Here is an 18,154-nt window from a genome sequence, read left to right on the forward strand (position 1 = left end):
CAGCGGTACAGCTACAGTCAGTGGGTCTACCAGATTCGCGTGGGCACTGACTACCACGTCGCATTTGAAGATCACAGCTACTCAGTCCCCTATCACTTTGCGAACCTGCTAGTCGATTTGCGCGTGCGCGACGATTGGCTGGACATCGTGTACCAGCGCCGCGTCATAGCCTCGCACAAGGTCAACAGACAACGAGGATTCAGCACCTTGAGCGAGCACTTGGCACCCAACCATAGTCAGTACCAAGACTCGCAACCAGACGCACTGATGGCCTGGGCTGAAACTATAGGCCAGCAGACGTTGCGGTACGTGAAAGACAATCTCGCTCTGCGCCGAGACTTTGCGACTGGCATGAAGGCAGTCATAGGCTTGAAGCGAGATGTTCGCAAAGGGGACATCTCCGCCTCCCGGCTGGAATCAGCCTGCGCGTATGCCAATAACCTGAACATCCTCAGTTCAGAGCGCCTGCGGGCAATCATTCGTAACGAGTCCGATCTGCGCCCCAGCCCCCAACGATCCGCCCCTTTGGTCGAACACGCAAACATTCGTGGCGCCGAATATTACGCCACACAAGGAGATGAGCCGCTATGAAACCAGTATTCAACACTGTTCAGAATTTGGTGAGCCTTGGGCTGCACGGCATGGCCGTGGCTTACGAGCGTCAACTGGAAACCCCGGCATTGTTGAAAGAGGCGTTCGACACAAGACTCGGATTGATGGTTGACGCCGAAAACAGCGAACGAGAAAGCAGGAAGATTACGCGTCTGCTGAAAGCTGCAAGGCTTCGTGAGAGCGAGGCCACGATGGACACGATTGAATTCAAATCATCCCGTGGCCTAGACCGGAATACCGTAATGGCTCTCGGGGAGTGCGACTGGTTGATAAGGCGGCAGAACGTAATCATCACGGGGGCAACTGGCACCGGAAAGACTTGGCTGGCTTGTGCCCTGGCGAACCAAGCCTGCCGCCTTGGACGACTAACGCTGTATCGCACGGCAACCAAACTCTTTGAAGAAATCTCCCTGTCTTACGCGGATCACACCATGCCGAAACTGCGACGGCAATTGATCCGCGCAGAGCTGCTGGTCATCGACGACTTGGGTATCGGCGGCATCGATGCCCAGATCGGCCCGTTTCTGCTAGACGTCATTGATCAGCAGTCACAAAACGGTTCATTGCTGATCACTAGCCAGTATCCGAAGGAAAAATGGTATGACTTGTTTTCCGACCCCACAATCGCGGACGCGATTCTCGACAGAATCGTCCACAAATCCCACGTCATCGAGTTGAAAGGTGACTCAATGCGTAAGGTAAAAAGCCGCCAACGCGCTTGATGGACACTGTTCGCGCCTGGGCTGGTCAGGTCGAATGCAATTGGTCACGTCGAATGCAAACGAGTGGTCAGTGCAATGCAATCTTCTGAATTCAGAGCACTTTTTGCGTGCTCCGTAAAGGCTAAATCATTTTGAGGTACTTACGAGCCAACGCCACTGAAGCGACGCTGTCAGAAGGGATCGGGGCCACCCTCGACTCCGGTAAACGTGATCTCAGGAGGTTCGCCTGTTCGCTGCCACCCGAATTGATAATGCAGCCACTGATACGCACCTTCTTGGCGGTCAGCTACGAGCAACAGCGTCCATCCGACCCGGAGCAGCAGATTGGCATTTTCTTCACTGCGGGTGCTGATCAGTTGAGTTGTCTTGTCGATGCTCATCAGATGGCCTTCAAGCTGGGATGATCTCGATACGATAGCTCAAGCAGCCGCTCATCTCGACCATGGGGCGCTGGGGGGGTATCCACGCCCATGAATGAAGAGTCGGCAGTTCTCGTCTCAAAGTTGACAGCGGTCACAGATAGAAATCGGCGAATAGCGGGCACTCTTGCATGGGAAGTGTCGCTAACAGCATTCCTTTAAATCCTGCGCAACCTTATTTACGCCCGATCAGCGTCGCGAAAGCTTGGTGAGAATTCATGTAAGCCTCATCGCAGAAGGGCTACACTAACCGAGTTGTATCTTTATGTTACGAAGCAAGAAGTCGGTCAAAATCCGACGCGGTCGCGCCACTGTGATCGGCTCCACGCCGAAAGCCAGACCTTTCTTCGACCCTCCTCACCATTACCGGGACGCGAAATCCCAAGAGGTACTCATGACTTATACCGCTACTACAGATACAGACATCTCCATCCCGACGATCCCTCTTGGCGAAGTGCTTCCGTGGGCGATCTTCGGTGGGCTGTTGCTGATGTTGGCAATCTACTTTGTCGGTGCCGAACAAGGTGCTACTGCGATTTTCTCCGGTGCCTACGTTCATGAGTTCGTGCACGACGGTCGTCATCTTCTGGGTTTCCCCTGCCACTGACTATTTGAGGTCTTTCACATGACTGGTCGTTTACTCGTCAGGGGCATGCTCGTCGGTCTGATTGCGGGCCTGCTGGCATTCGGGTTCGCCAAGGTGTTCGGTGAGCCGCAAGTGGACAAGGCGATTGCCTTCGAAGAAAGCATGGCGCACATGCACGGTGACGCCGACGAAGAGGAAGAACTGGTGAGCCGCGACATGCAAGGCAGCGTGGGGCTACTGACCGGCGTCGTCGTTTACAGCGTATCGCTGGGCGGCATTTTCTCGCTTGTATTCGCATACGCGCTGGGCCGAATTGGTCGCATTGGCCCTCGTGGGCTCGCGGCGCTACTGGCACTGGCCGCGTTCGTGGTGGTGTTCCTGATCCCGGGCCTGAAATATCCACCGAACCCGCCATCCGTGGGTAACCCGGACACCATCGGGCTGCGCACCCAGCTGTTCTTCCTGATCATGTTGGTGTCGGTGATCGCTGCCGTGATTTCGGTCAATGTCGGAAGCAAGCTGATGGCCCGAAACGGCACTTGGATTGGAGCCATCAGTGGGGTCGCGCTTTATCTGGTGATCGTCTCGGTCGCCGCGTACCTGTTTCCGACCATCAATGAGGTGCCGGAGAACTTCTCTGCCGTGCTGTTGTGGAAATTCCGTACAGCGTCGTTGGGCATTCAGGTCGTACTCTGGACGAGCCTGGGTCTGATTTTCGGCAAAGTGGCCGAGCATGCGCTTTACCCCTCCCTACAGGCTTCTCGCGTTTAAGCCAGCGGTCACGTCGGTAGCGGAGCGTTGATTATTCCGTTACCGACGTGGCGGCAGATCCTTTGTAACATCCAAGTCCCTGAACATGCGCACGTAACGGCTCAAACCGTGCCATGTGTGGCAAGGTTGCGATATTGCCCTTTGAAGTACAGCAATGGCTGTCCCGCAGTAGCCTGTTGCAGGTTCATCGCTTTCACCTCGCCAATCACTATCACATGATCACCCGCCGCGTGCTCAGCGTGAATCTCGCAATCCAGCCAGTGCAGGCTGCCCGCAATGATCGGATTACCCAACGGCGATTCCTGCCAGTCGACACCGTGCCATTTGTTCGTGCCTCGCCGGGCGAATTGGTTGGAAATATCGACCTGCTCACCTGACAAGATATTGACCGCGAATCGACCTGCTCGGCGAATCTTGGGATAACTCGCCGAGCTGGACATGACGCTGAAAGATACCAGTGGCGGGCTCATCGACACGCTGTAAAACGACTGACAGGTAAAGCCAATCGGCTCGCCATCAACGTGCGATGAAATAACCGTAATACCCGATGCGTAGTGCCCGAGCGCTTCGCGAAAGCTGAATGGCTCGATTGATTGACCAGGAAGTGACATCACTCAACGCCCGTTCGAAAGTTCTCTGCGCACGATCGCTGCGCCAGCACTCAACGCATTCAGCTTGCCGCTGGCGACTCGACGAGGCAGAGGCGCCATACCGCAGTTGGTGCAAGGATAGAGCTTGTCGGCATCGACGAATTGCAGTGCCTTGCGCAAGGTATTGGCGACTTCCTCAGGCGTTTCAATGGCATGGTTGGCCACATCAATGGCGCCGACCATCACTTTCTTGCCGCGAATGAGTTCGATCAGATCCATTGGAACGTGGGAGTTGTGACACTCCAGAGAGACGATATCGATGCTGGACTTTTGCAGTTTCGGAAAGGCTTCTTCGTACTGTCGCCATTCCGAGCCCAGCGTCTTCTTCCAGTCGGTATTCGCCTTGATGCCGTAGCCGTAGCAGATATGCACGGCGGTTTCACACTTGAGCCCTTCGATAGCCCTTTCCAGCGTGGCAACGCCCCACTCGTTCACTTCATCGAAGAACACGTTGAAGGCTGGTTCATCAAATTGAATGATATCGACGCCAGCAGCCTCCAGCTCTTTGGCCTCCTGGTTGAGGATCTTGGCAAATTCCCACGCCAGTTTTTCACGGCTCTTGTAATGAGCATCGTAAAGAGTATCGATCATCGTCATCGGGCCTGGCAGGGCCCACTTGATAGGCTGCCCGGTCTGCCGACGCAGGAACTTGGCGTCTTCAACGAAGACCGGTTTTTTTCGAGCGACGGCACCCACTACGGTCGGCACGCTCGCGTCGTAACGATCACGAATCCTGACCGTCTCGCGGTTTTCGAAGTCAACGCCGTCGAGGTGTTCGATGAAGGTCGTCACGAAATGCTGACGAGTCTGCTCGCCGTCGCTGACGATGTCGATTCCGGCCAGCTGCTGTTCATGCAGCGACAGGCGCAACGCGTCTTGCTTGCCCTCGATCAGTTCATCACCCTGTAGTTTCCAGGGTGACCAAAGTGTCTCGGGTTGAGCCAGCCAGGAAGGTTTGGGCAGGCTGCCGGCTGTCGATGTGGGCAACAGTTTTTTCATGGGGGATAACCTTAAGGTTCTAGATAATCAGAAAGCGCAGCTAACAGACCACTGCTCAAGCACAGCCTGATAGGGTTTAATGAAGTGTTCCTGGGCAAACTTGCCTTGCTCGACCGCCAGACGCCCACGTTCCTCTCGGTCATACACGATGCGAGTCAGCGAGTAGTCCTGGTTCTTCAGGCTAGGCTGATAGGATTTTCCAGCCGCCGAATTCGCGTTGTAGATCTCAGGCCGGTAGATCTTCTGGAAGGTGTCCATGGTGCTGATGGTGCCAATCAGTTCCAGATTGGTGTAGTCACCCAGCAGATCACCCGAGAAGTAAAAGGCCAATGGTGCGGCGCTGTTGGGCGGCATGAAGTAACGAACCTGCAAGCCCATCTTCTTGAAATACTCGTCGGTCAACGAGTACGCGTCCTGCTCGTACTCAAAGCCCAGCACAGGATGCTGACTCTCGGTTCGATGGTAGGTTCTGGTGCTCGACACACTGAGGCAGATCACAGGCGACTTGGAAAAATGCTCATTGTAGGCACTCGAATTGACGAACGACTTGAACAGCTTGCCGTGCAAGTCGCCAAAATCTTCTGGCGTGCTGAAACCGGCCTGGTTCTTGTTGTGCTCCAGCAAGCGCACGCTGAAATCGTAGTCCCGCACGTAGGACGAGAAGTTGTTGCCCACGATGCCGTTGACACGCTCGCCGGTTTTTTGATCAACAATCGTCGTTTTCAACACTTCAATCAAAGGGATGGTATGGTCACGACTTTCAGCATCGATATTCATTTCAGCGGAAATGATATCCAGCTTGACCGTGTAACGATCCCCCGTAGGGTTGTCCCAATGCGCAAGGGCGTTGAAGCGGTTATCAATCATCTTCAAGGTGTTGCGCAAGTTCTCCTCACGGCTCTCTCCTCTAGCCAAATTGGCAAAGTTGGTCGTGATCCGAGTATTGTCGGAAGGAGTGTAGTGCTCATCAAAGCTGATGCTGTTGATGGAAAAAGTGAATTCTTTGTTCATCGTGCCTGGCACCCTGTTCGTCGCGCCAGATCTGAATCTGCTGATTGCTTTCAGATGCGGCTATCGTTCCGTTTTCTCACGCCACAGCGTTTAGATTGCCGGTCGTGAAGAGCTGGGCGCATTTTATGCGGGGAGCCTGTATGAATAAAAACGAATTGTTTTCAATAAAATATTAGCCGCGCTCATGATCCCTCCATGGGGTGGTGTCAAGGGCGATGGTGGAATCTCAGTCTAGGGTTCCAGCTGCGTTTGCTTTGAGAAATCGCTGAAATCCCTCTTCTCGATATGCGTGAGAAATATCGCTGCGTACCAGAATGTCCTGGGCTCGCACGTAAAAGTATTCGTGCTTGGCAATGGTGACCCGGCCATACCTTCGTGCAACCTTGTAGCAATGCTTGACTGCTTCGACGACCAAAGGTGCCACCGACTGCTTCTGCGGCGTCGGGCCGTTACTTTCTGGGCTCATCGCCTGCCGTGACTTCGACGTCAATCGGATGTCCCTCTGGTCTGGCTAGCGTCAGCTTCAAACCACCGTGGCCAGGAGCTGCTGTGGCGGCTGCCCTGTTCAACGCAAGGAATCAGTCGATCCGTGAGAACCTGAATTTGGCGAACCGATTTGGCAGTACGGTACTTCACGCTATGGATGCACTCGCGATCTCCGAACTCGCATCTGTTGAGGTAAGTACCGCCGCAGGGGCCATTAGACAACCCTTTCGGGCAGGTCTCAGGGCAGATATACAGGGTGTCTTCAAGTCGACACTGCCCACAGGTGTCGCAACCCACCAACGGGCGCTTTAGGCTCCGCTCCAACTGGCGCAGTAGAGACGCCCCTCTGGCTGACGACCATACCGGGCGCCGGACGGCCCACCCTAGAGCCCCGCCCAGCAATGTGGTGTGGCTGAACAGACTCGAATGAAAGCCCGCCAACACGTGATAGCGCAGCGTTTCTTTCGGCGTCGCCTTTACGCTGGACTCACCCAGATACCAGCTTGCTCCAGGCGGATTGAATGTGACTGCCAACTGGCCTGGCGGCTGCCAGCTGTCCGCCCAGGCTGCTGACCAGTGTTCCAGCGAGCCGATGTTCTTCACCCAAACGGAAATTCTCTGCTCCAGAGCCTCAAGCTCTTGCACGGTATGGATGCCAGACAGATGAATTCCCGCATACCCCATCAATCGCAAGCCAACGATCTGGAGGGCCAGCCGATCCGTGCAGCGTGACCGAGCATGCTCCTTGGAAACAGCTGCTTCAGCCGCAAGTACACCAAGCATTGAGGGGCTGACCACGATGCCTGGCACACTTTTCAGCAAGGATGCGCGCTTCTCGGTTAGCCCCATCACGCAAGCCAGCAGAGGCTTGGGCGTTTTCTGACTGGTCATCCAGGCAACCGCCTCGATATGCTTCTTGGCATCGAAAGCCAACTGGAGTGTGAGAAAATCTGCACCGGCAGCAAGCTTTTTATGCGCTTTGAGATACTGGGCGCAGCCTTCCTCTTCTCGATATTTAAATGGATTGAGTGCAGCACCCAACAGCCAGTCCGGGCGAGCCGCGCGTGCGATTTGCAAGGCAGGCACCGACTCCAGATAACGCACCGGGTGCTGGCCGGGCTGATGACCTGGCAACCGGTCGCCACTGATGAGCAAGAGCTGATTTACACCCAGGCGATCCATTCTGTCCAACTCAGACAACAGGTCGGAACGCCCACGGTCTTTGCCAGAAAAGTGGATGAGTGCTGGAGTTGGCCCCTTTAGGGCAGCGCATGCATCTACGGGAGCAATATCGAATTTGCCACCGACGCGATCTGCGACAGCAGGAACGAGCGGCCATTCGTAAAGGCGCGATTGCTCCATCAGCGCTTCAAAAGCGGTAAAGCGCTCCGACGAAGGTTTGGGAACATACTCAACGACGCACGTAAACACGCCATCGAGCAGCGCCTTTTTCAACACACTCATTTTTTATCCGTATCGACGGGATGTGAACACTCAGCCGGGCATCCTCATCGCTTCCAACCACAAAATAAAGTGAGGAATTTTCCTCATGCCTATGAGTACGGTTTCTCGAAGATCACGACTGGGCTGAACTGTCTTCGTCCTCACCCCCGTAATACTTCACGCCGATCCGGATGATATCTCGCCCCTGATCCTTGCGGTGGTGATTCGTGTCTCGCAACGAGTAGATGCAACCGCAATACTCTTGCTGATAGAAACGCTCGCGCTTGCTGATCTCGATCATCCGCGCCGAGCCACCGCCCTTACGCCAGTTGTAATCCCAGTATGTGACGCCGGGGTACTTCTGTGCGCTGCGGATGCCGCTGTCAGTGATTTGCTTCATGTCTTTCCAGCGGGAAATATCGAGCGAGCTGCTAATCGTGCTGAAGCCGTGCTCGAAAGCGTAAAGCGCCGTACGTTCAAAGCGCATATCGAAGCAGATGGTGCAGCGCACGCCTCGCTCCGGTTCATGCTCCATGCCTTTGGCACGCGCAGACCAGTTATCGGTGTCGTAGTCGGCATCGACAAACGGCACGTTATGGTCGTCGGCAAAACGGATGTTTTCATCCTTGCGCAGCAGGTATTCGCGCTCAGGGTGAATGTTCGGGTTGTAGAAAAAGATCGTGTAGTCGATCCCCGACGCCGTGATCGCCTCCATCACCTCTCCCGAGCATGGCGCGCAACAGGAGTGAAGGAGCAGTTTGTCAGAGCCGTTGGGCAGTGTGAGCAGGGGGCGCTTTACTGCTGTCATCGCGAACGTACCTCACTTATCTCCACGCCAGCTGTACGTCCAATGTGGGGAAATTCGGAGGTTTGGGCCAAGGCCATCAGCGTGTTTCCAGTCTGTTTATCTAGTAGACCTATTGTCAGCGTTTGATCTATGGTGAGACAAATTAATTTTATTACTCACCAACTCAAATTTTATTCATAGTCATGATCGATATTCGTCATCTTAAAACCATACAAGCCATGCGGGGCACCAGCAGTCTGGTGGAAACGGCTGAGCGTCTGAACCTGACCCAGTCAGCCATTTCCCACCAGCTAAAAGAGTTGGAGGAACGGATGGGGATGACGCTTTTCACGCGAAAATCGAAGCCGATGCGCTTTACCAGTGCGGGCCTGAGGTTGCTGCGATTGGCCGACGAAGTGCTGTCATTGCTACGCGAAGCCGAGCGTGACTTCAGCCGGTTAGCAGGTGGTTCGGCTGGGCGGTTGCATCTCGCGATTGAGTGTCACAGTTGCTTCGAGTGGCTGATGCCAGCCATTGACGCTTTCAGGACATCATGGCCGGAGGTCGAGATGGATCTGGCATCAGGATTCTCGTTCGCACCGCTGCCTGCATTGGCCCGTGGAGATCTGGACTTGGTCGTGACGTCGGATCCGATCAACCTGAACGGGATCACCTATGTGCCGCTGTTCACCTATGAAGCATTGCTGGCTGTGGACAATCACCATCCCTTGGTGGAGAAGAGCCTCATCGAGCCAAAAGACTTGCAGCCACTCACGCTGATCACCTATCCAATCGAACGAGACAGGCTCGATATCTTCACCCGTTTTCTTGATCCCGCCGATATAGAACCGCTCAACGTCCGAACTTCCGAGATGACGGTGATGATGATGCAATTGGTGGCTTCCGGCAGAGGCGTTTGCTGCCTGCCCAACTGGGCGCTTCACGAATACACCTCTCGCGGATATGTCACTGCCCGGCGCCTGGGTAACAAGGGGTTGTTTCCCACGCTTTTCGCGGCGGTGCGCTCAGACATGCTGGCTACGCCTTATATGAGCGATTTTCTGCTGACTGCGAAAGACACGTCCTTCTCGACGCTCGCGGGAATCACTGCTGTTCGGGAATAGCGGGAAGGCTGGAAACAAAAAGGTATCTGGGGCATGGCCTGGATACGCTGATGCATCTGGGTTTCTCATCATTCAGGTGTCAGCAATGGGTCGAATTCTGCGGGTCAAGGCGTACGGGTGCGCTGGTCAAATAGGATGCAAACAACTGGTCAAGTCGAGTGCAAATGGGTGGTCAAATCCATGCAATTACGCAGGAAGCAGATTTACCGACATTTGCCCGACCCAAAACCCGGCGTATAACCCATCAATCGCAATGCTGCGCAGTTCGGTTTTGAAAGGATCAGCGGCGCGGCGCGCGCACCTATGGGCAAGTGTCGGCCACACAAGAAGGTTGAGTGCCATCGCCGACCACACCCAGCTTGCGACGTCGGGTTTATCGAGTAGAACCGAACCGATAAACACACTACTCAATAAGCATCCGAGCGACCGTGGCCCATAAATACGGCCAGAAAAACGGAGCCCTAGTTCACGGCGGTTAAGTGGCATGTCTACGGCTTTTCCTGCTTACAGTTGATCGTTCATGGGCCGTTTGTGGATCCAGCGACCGTCTTGATGACTACGTAACGGGCACCGGATGTATCGTGGCGTTGATAGAATACTTGAATCGCATCCTTCAGGGAGCCAGGCTGCGCCGAGCTTCTAGAGAGGGCGTGGATCGCGTCTCATCACATGAACCGGCAAGCGGAGCGCAGGCCTGAAGATGGAAGCCCGAAGCGCAGAGACGCCATGGCGGCTTGGTTTACGACAGTCTGCCCCGACAGGGCGCGCTCAGCATAAACTCAGATTTCGCGGAAGGTCACGGAGTGATGACGATTCCGACGTACCGCCAAGAGATTCGTGGAGAGTGATTGGCATGAATAGTCTGGAGGTTTTATGAGTCGTGATGGCAAAGACACGGTGTACTGCAACATTCAGATGCCCTTGTCCCAAGGACGCGAGCTCCTGCAGCTCGTCGCTGAGCTCCGTGAGTCAGGGAAGCACTTTGCGCTCGATTCAGTCCTCAACGAGATGCAGCACGAGCTAATCTCATCGATTGAGTTCGTAGAGGAGCAGCTCAGTGGCGTCGGTAGATACGGCCGGCGACCAAACTGAGGCACTCAGGCACAATTTTTTATCCTCGCTAAAGTTTCGCCACGATGAAAACCGTTAGGTACAGAAACCTATACGGAGAATTGGCGATGAGCGCTAAATCAAGCAAGAGAGCCTGAGCAACTTACATCCCGCAAAGCTTTGAATTTGCCCACAAGGCTGTCAGCCATGCAGGTGCCACGACTCAAGACGGGTGCATCGTCGAGATGTCGCTTGGAGACTTCCGATACCAATTGAGCGCTAGGCAAGCTGATGCGATCGCACAGGGGCTGTTGATGGCGGTGATGCGCACTTCCCTGGAAATTCAGAAAATGCCATGGGACGGTGGACGTCTGTCAAAGGTTTCCTCAAGTGACCGGGAACGACTCCCTCTTCAGTTTTCGGACGGAACGATTCATGGCGAAGGCGCCTCCTTTCGATTTTTCGGCACTGGTTGGACGTATAAAGGCGAGGGCGCAGACCCAGATTACCCCGCGAACGCACTGTGCATTCGGACAATGCATGACGGTGGGATCCTGTTAGGGAAGGGCAATGCCGATCACCTTCTTACGGCTAAGCAGGCGTACCAGCTTTTTGAAAAGCTCACCAGTTGTGCGTATTCCCTTGAGACTAAGTCTTGGAGGATCTGGGACAAGGTGATTGATTGGAGTATCGCATCGGGCTTAGAGGTGATTGGCCAAACGCCCGGTGAAGAGGAGCTCCGCAAATACCTCAACTTTGTCGCCCGTAGCTCAAAGCGCAGACGCAGTGCTAAAAAATATTGAAGGTTGTCGTCACTCAACGGTAGCCACGATGTTGATATTAATGTGGCACCACAGTTACGCTGTCTCGGCGAGGGATCCAAATTCAACAGAAGGAAATGAACATGGCTGATTTTTACATCTACGCCGTCCGCCGAGACAAAACGGGCGGCCACATTGAGCAGGTCAAAGTCATCAAAAATGGTAAGGCTCTGCAGATGACCACTGACCGCGCATTTGTTGCAGATCTCATTACATTGGGTAATACCACGTTCCAGACGATCTTCTGGGAGAACGCCGGTTGGCGTTTCGGTGCTCATGTCCACGTCGTGGACGGTGAGTTTTTGGCAACTGATCGAAACGCTCGTAAAGAAGACAATCTCGATAGCCTGCCAGCTTTTTAAAACCTAAAGAGCTCACCTCACCCCTCGCACCTGTATCCCCCGTCGAGATTCTGACTTTGCCTTTTAGCTTGTCAATGACGCTTGCAGCCCCTGCTAAACCAGTGAACCACCAGCACCGGTTCGCCATGCCACTAGGGGCCGCCACTCCCTCATCCCACCTCGCTGCACGCTCTACTACCTATCCATTTAGCGACCAGTCCTTACAGGGGCAGACGATCAGGTACCTCGATTGAAGGGGAGCACCACACTATTGCCGCCAGGCTTGATGGACGGGTCGTCGCTGACCATTGACTTCAACTTCGCTAGATGGAAGACGGAAGCTTTCCCTGACAGGTAGCGCTCTGGCAAGCCCGCCAGCTTCTCCACATCGTTGGCAGCCAAACCGATGTAGCCCGCTACTGACTCAATTGGCATTACCCCAGAAGAAGACAGCAATTCAATGGTGCGCTTGAGTAAACGAGGTTGCTCAGGGGCGCGGGCATCATCGCCGGGCTCAGACTTCGCACCCCATCGGGCTGAGCGGCGCTTGAACAGAACAAGCTTTGCGTCCGCATCTATGATCTTGAGAGCTTCGAGGCGCATGATCATAGCCGCGACGGATACGCCCCAGCGTTGTTTAAGCAGCAATAAACTGTCAAGCGTGACCGGAGTCCTCACATCAGCTGCAAACGTTTCTGCCGGCAGCAGGAATGCTCCAGCAAACCGGTGAGCTTGTGATTCCATCAACTTATAGCGCTCAGGATCGGTGGAGCGATCTATACCTTTATGAAGAATAAGGTGGCCGAGCTCATGAGCAAGGTCGAATCGGCTACGAAAGCCGTTAGCCTTGTCTGCTGATAAAAGGATCAGTGGCCGTTGAAGCTCATGACTCCACGCTGAAAGGCCCTCGATCGGTGCGATACCAGTTTCTTCACGTACCACGATGATGCCGGCACCTTCGACGGCCAATGCCAAGTCAGGAATTGCTCGACGACCGAGACTCCAGAGTTCTCTGCACTCGCTGGCTGCTTCTTCGATGTCGGAATTGGCGATTTGATGAGGATCAGTGAATGACCTGAGCGGAAGATTTACATCCGGAAAGTCCACGAATTCGTTCATCGCCAAGACAATGTCCTGCGTCCATTCTAGCCGGGCTTCCAGCATCGCCCTTGCAGACACGTGCGCAGACGCATTGCTTCGAAAAAGAGGCAGCGACCCTTTCTTAGGAAGCGGACGGGTGAACCATTCAGGGCTGACATTGATGACCTTGGAGAGGCTGGCTAGCGCCTCGGCTTCCGGTGCCTGCTGCCCAGACTTCCACTTGCTGATCGTGGCCGGTGATACGCCGACCATTGCAGCGAGCTGTACTTGGGAAAGTGCGCGGGCAGCCAACGCTTGAATCAATCGACCTGGTTGGAAATCAGTAATGCCCCGGCTCATGTTTCTTCCTGTCCTCCGAGTTCGATGAAGCCCGTTTTGAGTTTTACTGTCGCGTTGTCGACCTGTTTCGGAGCAGCATCATAGCGATCCAGGAACTGGCTCAAAGGTTCCCGGAACAGCCACCCGTCCATTTTTGGATTGGGCACTGCGATGTAGACCTGCAGTGGCTTCTCGGGATGGTGATGGAGTGAACCACTGAAGCGTGCGATGAAGAAGAACGCGCCCGAGGTCACATCCCGTGGCCCAAAAAGTGATGGCTGCACCAGTTGGCTCATGGCTTCATTCGATTCAGCCAGCTCACGTCGGATGGTGCTGCGAGTAGGGCGATTCCAGTTCGTCGTACTCATATTCAAGCGTGCAAATTTGAATATTCCAGCCACGCCTACGATCACGCGATTGCCTTGGGAGGAAATCAGCTCAGCATTAGATGCTTCCAGCAAATCACTGAAGCGCTCGTTCATCTGGATGTGTCGCATGTACCCCAGCGCAGTTTTCCGTTGCTTTTTACTGACCTCCTCTGTCAACCCGAAGGCTTGTAGCGCTCCGGCGGCGAAGGCGTCTTCGACACCCATCACAAGGTCACGCGGGACGTTCGCGAGTAACAACGCGGCAACGGTATCTGGATTTGGGGTCATGTAGAGTTTCTCGAGTTTCGGTTATCGAGATTATATGCCTGAAAAGTTTCGTGTAAAGAGGTTTTAGATGATTTTCGGATGCTCCTATACGGTATTGTTGCTTTCAAGGTATGGCGATTTCGTAAGTCGAATCATGCTCAGGCGGCTATAAAGGGTTACTGCCAATTCGGGGTTTCGGCGCTCCATCCGGCACAGACAGCATGTGGTTGCCGCTTTAGCCCCAGTGCCTTAATGGGCTCTGCCTGGTCGCGTAAGCATGCGTTGCTTCTCGACTTCAAGAGGTCAGGCCCCAAGCCGTCTCATCTGGATGCGTCGATATGATGTATCCACAGCAGTTAGGTACCTGGTTCTCGATCTCATACCTGCGCCAGTCCGCCATGGCCTTGCCATCTATGATCTGCGGTTCACGCTCGATCAGCCATGCGACGGCGTTGATAATCTGCCCATGAGAACACACAGCTACATCCTGAGCAGGATGCTCTGCAAGTTGATCCAGGAATGACTTAGCTCGATGAATGAAGTCCCGGAACGACTCGGCGTCGGCACCATCCACGTACGTCGGATCTGATCTCGACCAATAAGCGTCGACCCAAGCCCGGCGTTGGTCGACAGTCGTGTTTGCGCATCTAGCAGGTTCAAGGTAGGTGAACTCCTGAACGGGCCAGGTTTCAATCGGCGTGGCAGGAAAGGTTGTCGCGGTGGCCATCGCAGTCAGCTGAGCCCGGGAGAATGGCGATGCAATAATCAGATCAACCGTATGGGCGTAGGAACGTGCTACGAGGCTCGCCTGCTCGATCCCTGTCGGCGTGATAGGAATGGTTGCGTGATCAGTACTGGCTTCGCCCGCATTTGCGGCGCTTTCCCCGTGACGAAAAAGCCTAACGCGCTTCATTAGCCTGATATCCCACCGGTCGTCGAGTGACTCTGTTGGTATACAGGAAGCGCTCAGCTGAACCACGTGATATCCAGATCTCGATAGCCCGTTGAACGAGCCTTGTGGTTTCGAAGAAATTGAGCTGATGTTTTGTGGAATGCATGAATGTTGAGAGCCACCAGGGATCGCCGTCAATCATGATGCGAGGCTGATAAAAGTAGATGGACGGGCCTTCGCCACGCCAGTTTTTCATCTCGGCCTCAGCCTGTTTTCTGAGCTGGCTAGCCGTATCATCCATGACAGAATTTAAGACCACCACGTGGTGATCGTTAAGCTCATCAACGATGTCTCTGACATCAATGACGGTGTGGTTCAATACGACAGCTTGATACATCGCTGACTCCTCATGCTCCTTGCGGTTTCAAGCTATAGGCTTAATCAATCATGATCGGTCGTCTAGCGATCCGCGCGAGTAAAAAGTGCTCTCAAGTGCCAGGCGTCTGACCTGCAAGTATCGCTTCGAAGTCATGGAGCGCTCGCTGAAAATCTAAAACAGCAAATGATACCGGCTTACAGCCTGCCATCCACCGCGTCTGTACGCCGACCTCAAGCCCGCCTGAAACACTCAGACCAAACCGTGCCCAGGTGACGACTCCATTTGCCACGACCTGCTCGACCATGAGGACGGTGCAATCGAAATCCATGTCATCCCCGCAGACCAGAAGTGGCACCAGTGTTGATGTGTCATCCTCACCAAGAGCGAACCGGCGTTTGGCCAGAGCCTCTTCCTCTTCATCGAGTAACCAAATTAGGGAGAGACCTAGCATCGCTCCCAGCTCGTAGTTCAGATGGTGCGCGACCCATTGCTCTACTCCGACGCCATCGACCATCAGCCAAGCACAGGCATTACGAGAAAACTTAGCCTGATGGCGAGCGGCAGTTATGGAGTGAAGCATGGGGTAGATACTCCTTTACAATTAGTATGCAAGCGCCAAGCAAGCGGAGCGCGCAGGCGTGCGGGATGTCAGCCCAACGGGTCGAGACACGGCTTGCCGTGGCTCGATTCACGACAGCCTATCTGCCGAAGGCGGCACGCCACAAACATTTCCCGCGTTATGAAAATTTGGCGGAGGGCGAATGACCCACGACGAACTCCGTAAGCTTGAGAATCTCATCAGATCGCCGTCTTCGACAATGAAGATCTTTCCCACAACCACCGGCGAGGCGCCTGCATGATGACCTCTCTCTGAACACCTATGACCGAGATACGTTTTACGGCGGCGACGCGGCTGGCTATACCGACTATCCATTTGTAGGGGAGCCGGTAGCAACGACGTAATGTCTCGCAGACCCAGACTCAGGGGGACGCTGATAATCGGCGCAGCGAAGTGTTCAGCATAGAGAGGCATGCTAAACGCACTAGGCTGCGCCGGGATTATTGCAGTGTTCAACGGCTGCAATCGGTTGACCTCTGCCGGTCAAGTACGTCCTGAGCGCTGGGCAATTCCTATTGGACGAGATGGGCAAGCCGAATGCGAATGACCATTCAGTGGCTGGTGATGTAAATACATTCTTCTGGCGAAGTCAGGCCGCGACCCACTGATGCGGCAGCAGTTGACCGATCTCACTGGCCCGCTGTGTAGGCAATTGCATCAGCACATCCTTGAGATATGCATACGGATCATGCCCGTTCATGCGCGCCGACTGGATCAGGGTCATGATCGCGGCAGCCCGTTCGGATGTGTCGAGGCGATGGTCGTCACGAACTCCTACTACACGAAATCAGCGAAGGAGTTGGCCAGCACTGCGGGCGTGCGACTAATCGACCGTGATGGGCTTCAGAGCTGTCTTGATGACTACAATCAGAAGCTCATTGAGGTCTTCCAGGCTGTGGAGGAAAGCGCTTAGTCAAATCTCAGGCGCAAGAGGGGGCAGAGGAGTACGAATGTTTTCCATGGCAAGAGTGTGCCATTGCCTCTCGTCACCAAGCCCTAGCGACCGTGGATTTTGAGAGGGAGAGCTCGGTAGCAGTTTGGCGCTGCGTGAGACCTCTGGCTTTACATTCCTGAATGGCTGCAGTCCGGTCGTCCCTAGCAGCGTTCTTAGCTTGCTGTCCTCCCAGTTCAAGCTGTCTACCCAATTCTGCAGGCCCGCCCAGACGACCAAACTCGTTCAAATCAGATTTGATCCTTTCCAGGATGGAGTCCGTAGACGCCTCTTGGTCAGCAGACTGCAGCAGAACCATGAGTGTGGACGGTTCCACCTTTAGCGTTTTAGCCAACTGGACGAGCATCTCTAGACTGATATTTGAAAAGCCAGCTTCGAGCTTGTAGAGGTGCTTTCGATCAGCGGGCAATTCCGCCTGGCTTACACCCTTCAGCGTTCTGAGAGCGCGGATCACAGCCGCGAGTGCGGAGCGGGGCAGCATAAGACAGCTCCAAGAAATGGAGCATGAAGTCAGATTGCCATGCCCCACTCGATGGTCTATAGTCCCCTCTGTGGGGCATGTGCCGGTGCGCGGGACGTCTGGAACGATACTTACAGTTTGGCTGATCAACCTGGTGCGGCTGCTTCACTTTTTTACGAATGGCTAAATTCATAGGATATGTAGTGATTAAATTCGACTGCGCTAAGGTCTCTGGGAAGCTTGATTACGTCAAAGTGACTGATCGCATGAGCAAAGGGCTTAAGGCGACTGTGAGCCTTGATGGTCAAAAAATACCCAACATCCAGATGGAGACAGAGTTCTTCGAGGAATTGAATGAGGGTGACAACGTCACGCTGTACACCATCGTCAAAAACTCTAAAAGTAAAGAAAAGAATTTTGGCGTTTTATACGGCTTTGAGAACGGTAGCGGTATTAAAAATTTCGCTACCAAGTATCGCTTGCAGGTACCATTTTTACTTCTTGTCTATGCATTCATCGCTTTCGCAGTTGTATTCGTCGTCGGATGGCCGATTTCACTTTACCTGCTAATGTTCTTGAACTTGGCAGAGCCGGGTAGCGGACTTACACAAATCACGACTTGGGCTTTCGTAGAAGCCTGCTTGGCTGCGGCGTTTTTCCTGCACGCCGCTTGGCGGATGCTAAGTGCCACATCTGATCCTCAGTCCTGGATGACGATGGATCCTGCAACGCTATCCAGTCGTTTCAGCAAACTCCATAAGTGATGGATTGGGGGCGGGCTGTCATCGATGTCCTCACGGTCGTCCACTTGCCGATTTTGATCGCAAGCGTAGCGCGCAGGCGCGCGGATGGAAGCCCGGAGGGCCAAGACGCGGCGGTTAGCGGCTTGGTTCACGACAGCCGGCCCCCGGCAGGGCGCGCACCTAACTTTCGAATTAAAGCTGGTTCAGCATCCTTTCTATTGTTTGGTGCTCCC

21 protein-coding genes, 3 pseudogenes and 1 riboswitch are annotated in these 18,154 nt (G+C 54.3%); of the genes and pseudogenes, 10 read left to right on the top strand and 14 right to left on the bottom strand.

The genetic code is table 11. The features are described 5' to 3' along the window. Positions 1–3 precede the first annotated feature (3 nt). Positions 4–591, top strand: a pseudogene (locus SLW75_RS09210) (Mu transposase domain-containing protein); the annotation flags it as partial. Beyond that, complete coding sequence (istB, locus tag SLW75_RS09215) at positions 588–1,334, top strand: IS21-like element helper ATPase IstB (RefSeq protein ID WP_410934256.1); 747 nt, start codon at positions 588–590, stop codon at positions 1,332–1,334. The pseudogene SLW75_RS09210 and the gene istB, both read left to right, overlap by 4 nt. A gap of 170 nt (positions 1,335–1,504) precedes the next feature. Here istB and SLW75_RS09220 read toward each other — a convergent pair whose 3' ends face one another. Then, a complete protein-coding gene (locus tag SLW75_RS09220; protein ID WP_410934257.1) occupies positions 1,505–1,714 on the bottom strand; it encodes a hypothetical protein in 210 nt (69 codons plus the stop codon). A gap of 292 nt (positions 1,715–2,006) precedes the next feature. Continuing rightward, a riboswitch (adenosylcobalamin (AdoCbl) riboswitch) is annotated at positions 2,007–2,146 on the top strand. A 1-nt stretch (position 2,147) separates the two neighbouring features. On the opposite strand from SLW75_RS09220, the gene SLW75_RS09225 reads away from it, so the two are divergent. Next, on the top strand, positions 2,148–2,360 hold the full coding sequence (locus tag SLW75_RS09225) for a CbtB domain-containing protein (protein WP_410934258.1): 213 nt from the start codon (positions 2,148–2,150) through the stop codon (positions 2,358–2,360). A gap of 18 nt (positions 2,361–2,378) precedes the next feature. Further along, the gene (locus tag SLW75_RS09230) at positions 2,379–3,110 is read left to right on the top strand and encodes a CbtA family protein (RefSeq protein ID WP_410934259.1); all 732 of its coding nucleotides are present in this window, start codon (positions 2,379–2,381) and stop codon (positions 3,108–3,110) included. A gap of 101 nt (positions 3,111–3,211) precedes the next feature. Here the strand turns inward: SLW75_RS09230 and SLW75_RS09235 are convergent, their stop codons facing one another. From SLW75_RS09235 to SLW75_RS09255, 5 genes are all read right to left on the bottom strand, one after another. Then, positions 3,212–3,721, bottom strand: a complete 510-nt coding sequence (locus SLW75_RS09235; protein WP_410934260.1) for a flavin reductase family protein — start codon at positions 3,719–3,721, stop codon at positions 3,212–3,214. A 3-nt stretch (positions 3,722–3,724) separates the two neighbouring features. Beyond that, a complete protein-coding gene (locus SLW75_RS09240) occupies positions 3,725–4,759 on the bottom strand; it encodes a methionine synthase (protein WP_410934261.1) in 1,035 nt (344 codons plus the stop codon). A 27-nt stretch (positions 4,760–4,786) separates the two neighbouring features. After that, on the bottom strand, positions 4,787–5,770 hold the full coding sequence (locus SLW75_RS09245; protein ID WP_410934262.1) for a DUF1852 domain-containing protein: 984 nt from the start codon (positions 5,768–5,770) through the stop codon (positions 4,787–4,789). A 486-nt stretch (positions 5,771–6,256) separates the two neighbouring features. Then, positions 6,257–7,720 carry a methylenetetrahydrofolate reductase C-terminal domain-containing protein gene (locus SLW75_RS09250; RefSeq protein ID WP_410934263.1) on the bottom strand — a complete coding sequence of 488 codons (1,464 nt, stop codon included), beginning with the start codon at positions 7,718–7,720 and terminating at the stop codon, positions 6,257–6,259. Positions 7,721–7,832: 112 nt separating this feature from the next. Further along, positions 7,833–8,507, bottom strand: coding sequence for an epoxyqueuosine reductase QueH (locus SLW75_RS09255; protein ID WP_410934264.1), 675 nt, complete (start codon positions 8,505–8,507; stop codon positions 7,833–7,835). A 182-nt stretch (positions 8,508–8,689) separates the two neighbouring features. Here SLW75_RS09255 and SLW75_RS09260 point away from each other — a divergent pair, with 182 nt between their 5' ends. Continuing rightward, positions 8,690–9,610, top strand: coding sequence for a LysR substrate-binding domain-containing protein (locus SLW75_RS09260; protein ID WP_410934265.1), 921 nt, complete (start codon positions 8,690–8,692; stop codon positions 9,608–9,610). A 186-nt stretch (positions 9,611–9,796) separates the two neighbouring features. Here the strand turns inward: SLW75_RS09260 and SLW75_RS09265 are convergent, their stop codons facing one another. Continuing rightward, entirely contained in the window at positions 9,797–10,096 is a 300-nt protein-coding gene (locus SLW75_RS09265) for an MASE2 domain-containing protein (RefSeq protein ID WP_410934266.1), read from the bottom strand. A 387-nt stretch (positions 10,097–10,483) separates the two neighbouring features. Between SLW75_RS09265 and SLW75_RS09270 the strand changes: the two genes are divergently transcribed. From SLW75_RS09270 to SLW75_RS09280, 3 genes are all read left to right on the top strand, one after another. Next, positions 10,484–10,702: a hypothetical protein gene (locus SLW75_RS09270; protein WP_410934267.1), complete on the top strand. Its 219-nt coding sequence runs from the start codon at positions 10,484–10,486 to the stop codon at positions 10,700–10,702. Between the two features lie 203 nt (positions 10,703–10,905). After that, positions 10,906–11,463, top strand: a complete 558-nt coding sequence (locus tag SLW75_RS09275; RefSeq protein WP_410934268.1) for a hypothetical protein — start codon at positions 10,906–10,908, stop codon at positions 11,461–11,463. A gap of 101 nt (positions 11,464–11,564) precedes the next feature. Then, positions 11,565–11,843 (top strand): DUF3892 domain-containing protein, encoded by a 279-nt coding sequence (locus SLW75_RS09280; protein WP_410934269.1) that lies wholly within the window; start codon positions 11,565–11,567, stop codon positions 11,841–11,843. 216 nt (positions 11,844–12,059) lie between these two features. Here the strand turns inward: SLW75_RS09280 and SLW75_RS09285 are convergent, their stop codons facing one another. The 6 genes and pseudogenes from SLW75_RS09285 to SLW75_RS09310 form a co-directional block, all read right to left on the bottom strand. Beyond that, positions 12,060–13,262, bottom strand: coding sequence for an XRE family transcriptional regulator (locus tag SLW75_RS09285; RefSeq protein ID WP_410934270.1), 1,203 nt, complete (start codon positions 13,260–13,262; stop codon positions 12,060–12,062). After that, a complete protein-coding gene (locus tag SLW75_RS09290) occupies positions 13,259–13,897 on the bottom strand; it encodes a hypothetical protein (RefSeq protein WP_410934271.1) in 639 nt (212 codons plus the stop codon). Before SLW75_RS09290 ends, SLW75_RS09285 begins: the two co-directional genes overlap by 4 nt. A 274-nt stretch (positions 13,898–14,171) precedes the next feature. Further along, positions 14,172–14,789, bottom strand: coding sequence for a histidine phosphatase family protein (locus SLW75_RS09295; RefSeq protein WP_410934272.1), 618 nt, complete (start codon positions 14,787–14,789; stop codon positions 14,172–14,174). Then, a complete protein-coding gene (locus tag SLW75_RS09300) occupies positions 14,776–15,165 on the bottom strand; it encodes a hypothetical protein (protein WP_410934273.1) in 390 nt (129 codons plus the stop codon). The genes SLW75_RS09295 and SLW75_RS09300 overlap by 14 nt, the downstream gene beginning before the upstream one ends. A 91-nt stretch (positions 15,166–15,256) precedes the next feature. Continuing rightward, a complete protein-coding gene (locus SLW75_RS09305; protein WP_410934274.1) occupies positions 15,257–15,727 on the bottom strand; it encodes a hypothetical protein in 471 nt (156 codons plus the stop codon). Positions 15,728–16,355: 628 nt separating this feature from the next. Next, positions 16,356–16,520 (bottom strand): annotated as a pseudogene (locus tag SLW75_RS09310) (transposase domain-containing protein); the annotation flags it as partial. Here SLW75_RS09310 and SLW75_RS09315 point away from each other — a divergent pair. Next, positions 16,506–16,679, top strand: a pseudogene (locus tag SLW75_RS09315) (restriction endonuclease); the annotation flags it as partial. The pseudogenes SLW75_RS09310 and SLW75_RS09315 sit on opposite strands and share 15 nt — an antisense overlap. Before the next feature lie 73 nt (positions 16,680–16,752). Here the strand turns inward: SLW75_RS09315 and SLW75_RS09320 are convergent. Next, the gene (locus tag SLW75_RS09320; protein ID WP_410934275.1) at positions 16,753–17,199 is read right to left on the bottom strand and encodes a helix-turn-helix domain-containing protein; all 447 of its coding nucleotides are present in this window, start codon (positions 17,197–17,199) and stop codon (positions 16,753–16,755) included. 182 nt (positions 17,200–17,381) lie between these two features. Here SLW75_RS09320 and SLW75_RS09325 point away from each other — a divergent pair, with 182 nt between their 5' ends. After that, the gene (locus tag SLW75_RS09325; RefSeq protein WP_410934276.1) at positions 17,382–17,942 is read left to right on the top strand and encodes a hypothetical protein; all 561 of its coding nucleotides are present in this window, start codon (positions 17,382–17,384) and stop codon (positions 17,940–17,942) included. Positions 17,943–18,154 lie beyond the last annotated feature (212 nt).

The organism is Pseudomonas sp. W5-01 (assembly GCF_046540435.1).
GTDB classification, from domain to species: Bacteria; Pseudomonadota; Gammaproteobacteria; order Pseudomonadales; family Pseudomonadaceae; genus Aquipseudomonas; species Aquipseudomonas graminis_B.

Coding starts and splice junctions, on each gene's coding strand:
- SLW75_RS09290 (WP_410934271.1), bottom strand. CDS start 13,897: ATGACCCCAAATCCAGATACCGTTGCCGCGTTGTTACTCGCGAACGTC.
- SLW75_RS09235 (WP_410934260.1), bottom strand. CDS start 3,721: ATGTCACTTCCTGGTCAATCAATCGAGCCATTCAGCTTTCGCGAAGCG.
- SLW75_RS09250 (WP_410934263.1), bottom strand. CDS start 7,720: ATGAGTGTGTTGAAAAAGGCGCTGCTCGATGGCGTGTTTACGTGCGTC.
- SLW75_RS09295 (WP_410934272.1), bottom strand. CDS start 14,789: ATGAAGCGCGTTAGGCTTTTTCGTCACGGGGAAAGCGCCGCAAATGCG.
- SLW75_RS09275 (WP_410934268.1), top strand. CDS start 10,906: ATGTCGCTTGGAGACTTCCGATACCAATTGAGCGCTAGGCAAGCTGAT.
- SLW75_RS09225 (WP_410934258.1), top strand. CDS start 2,148: ATGACTTATACCGCTACTACAGATACAGACATCTCCATCCCGACGATC.
- SLW75_RS09280 (WP_410934269.1), top strand. CDS start 11,565: ATGGCTGATTTTTACATCTACGCCGTCCGCCGAGACAAAACGGGCGGC.
- SLW75_RS09220 (WP_410934257.1), bottom strand. CDS start 1,714: ATGAGCATCGACAAGACAACTCAACTGATCAGCACCCGCAGTGAAGAA.
- SLW75_RS09265 (WP_410934266.1), bottom strand. CDS start 10,096: ATGCCACTTAACCGCCGTGAACTAGGGCTCCGTTTTTCTGGCCGTATT.
- SLW75_RS09240 (WP_410934261.1), bottom strand. CDS start 4,759: ATGAAAAAACTGTTGCCCACATCGACAGCCGGCAGCCTGCCCAAACCT.
- SLW75_RS09260 (WP_410934265.1), top strand. CDS start 8,690: ATGATCGATATTCGTCATCTTAAAACCATACAAGCCATGCGGGGCACC.
- SLW75_RS09270 (WP_410934267.1), top strand. CDS start 10,484: ATGAGTCGTGATGGCAAAGACACGGTGTACTGCAACATTCAGATGCCC.
- SLW75_RS09300 (WP_410934273.1), bottom strand. CDS start 15,165: ATGTATCAAGCTGTCGTATTGAACCACACCGTCATTGATGTCAGAGAC.
- SLW75_RS09245 (WP_410934262.1), bottom strand. CDS start 5,770: ATGAACAAAGAATTCACTTTTTCCATCAACAGCATCAGCTTTGATGAG.
- SLW75_RS09255 (WP_410934264.1), bottom strand. CDS start 8,507: ATGACAGCAGTAAAGCGCCCCCTGCTCACACTGCCCAACGGCTCTGAC.
- istB (WP_410934256.1), top strand. CDS start 588: ATGAAACCAGTATTCAACACTGTTCAGAATTTGGTGAGCCTTGGGCTG.
- SLW75_RS09285 (WP_410934270.1), bottom strand. CDS start 13,262: ATGAGCCGGGGCATTACTGATTTCCAACCAGGTCGATTGATTCAAGCG.
- SLW75_RS09305 (WP_410934274.1), bottom strand. CDS start 15,727: ATGCTTCACTCCATAACTGCCGCTCGCCATCAGGCTAAGTTTTCTCGT.
- SLW75_RS09230 (WP_410934259.1), top strand. CDS start 2,379: ATGACTGGTCGTTTACTCGTCAGGGGCATGCTCGTCGGTCTGATTGCG.
- SLW75_RS09320 (WP_410934275.1), bottom strand. CDS start 17,199: ATGCTGCCCCGCTCCGCACTCGCGGCTGTGATCCGCGCTCTCAGAACG.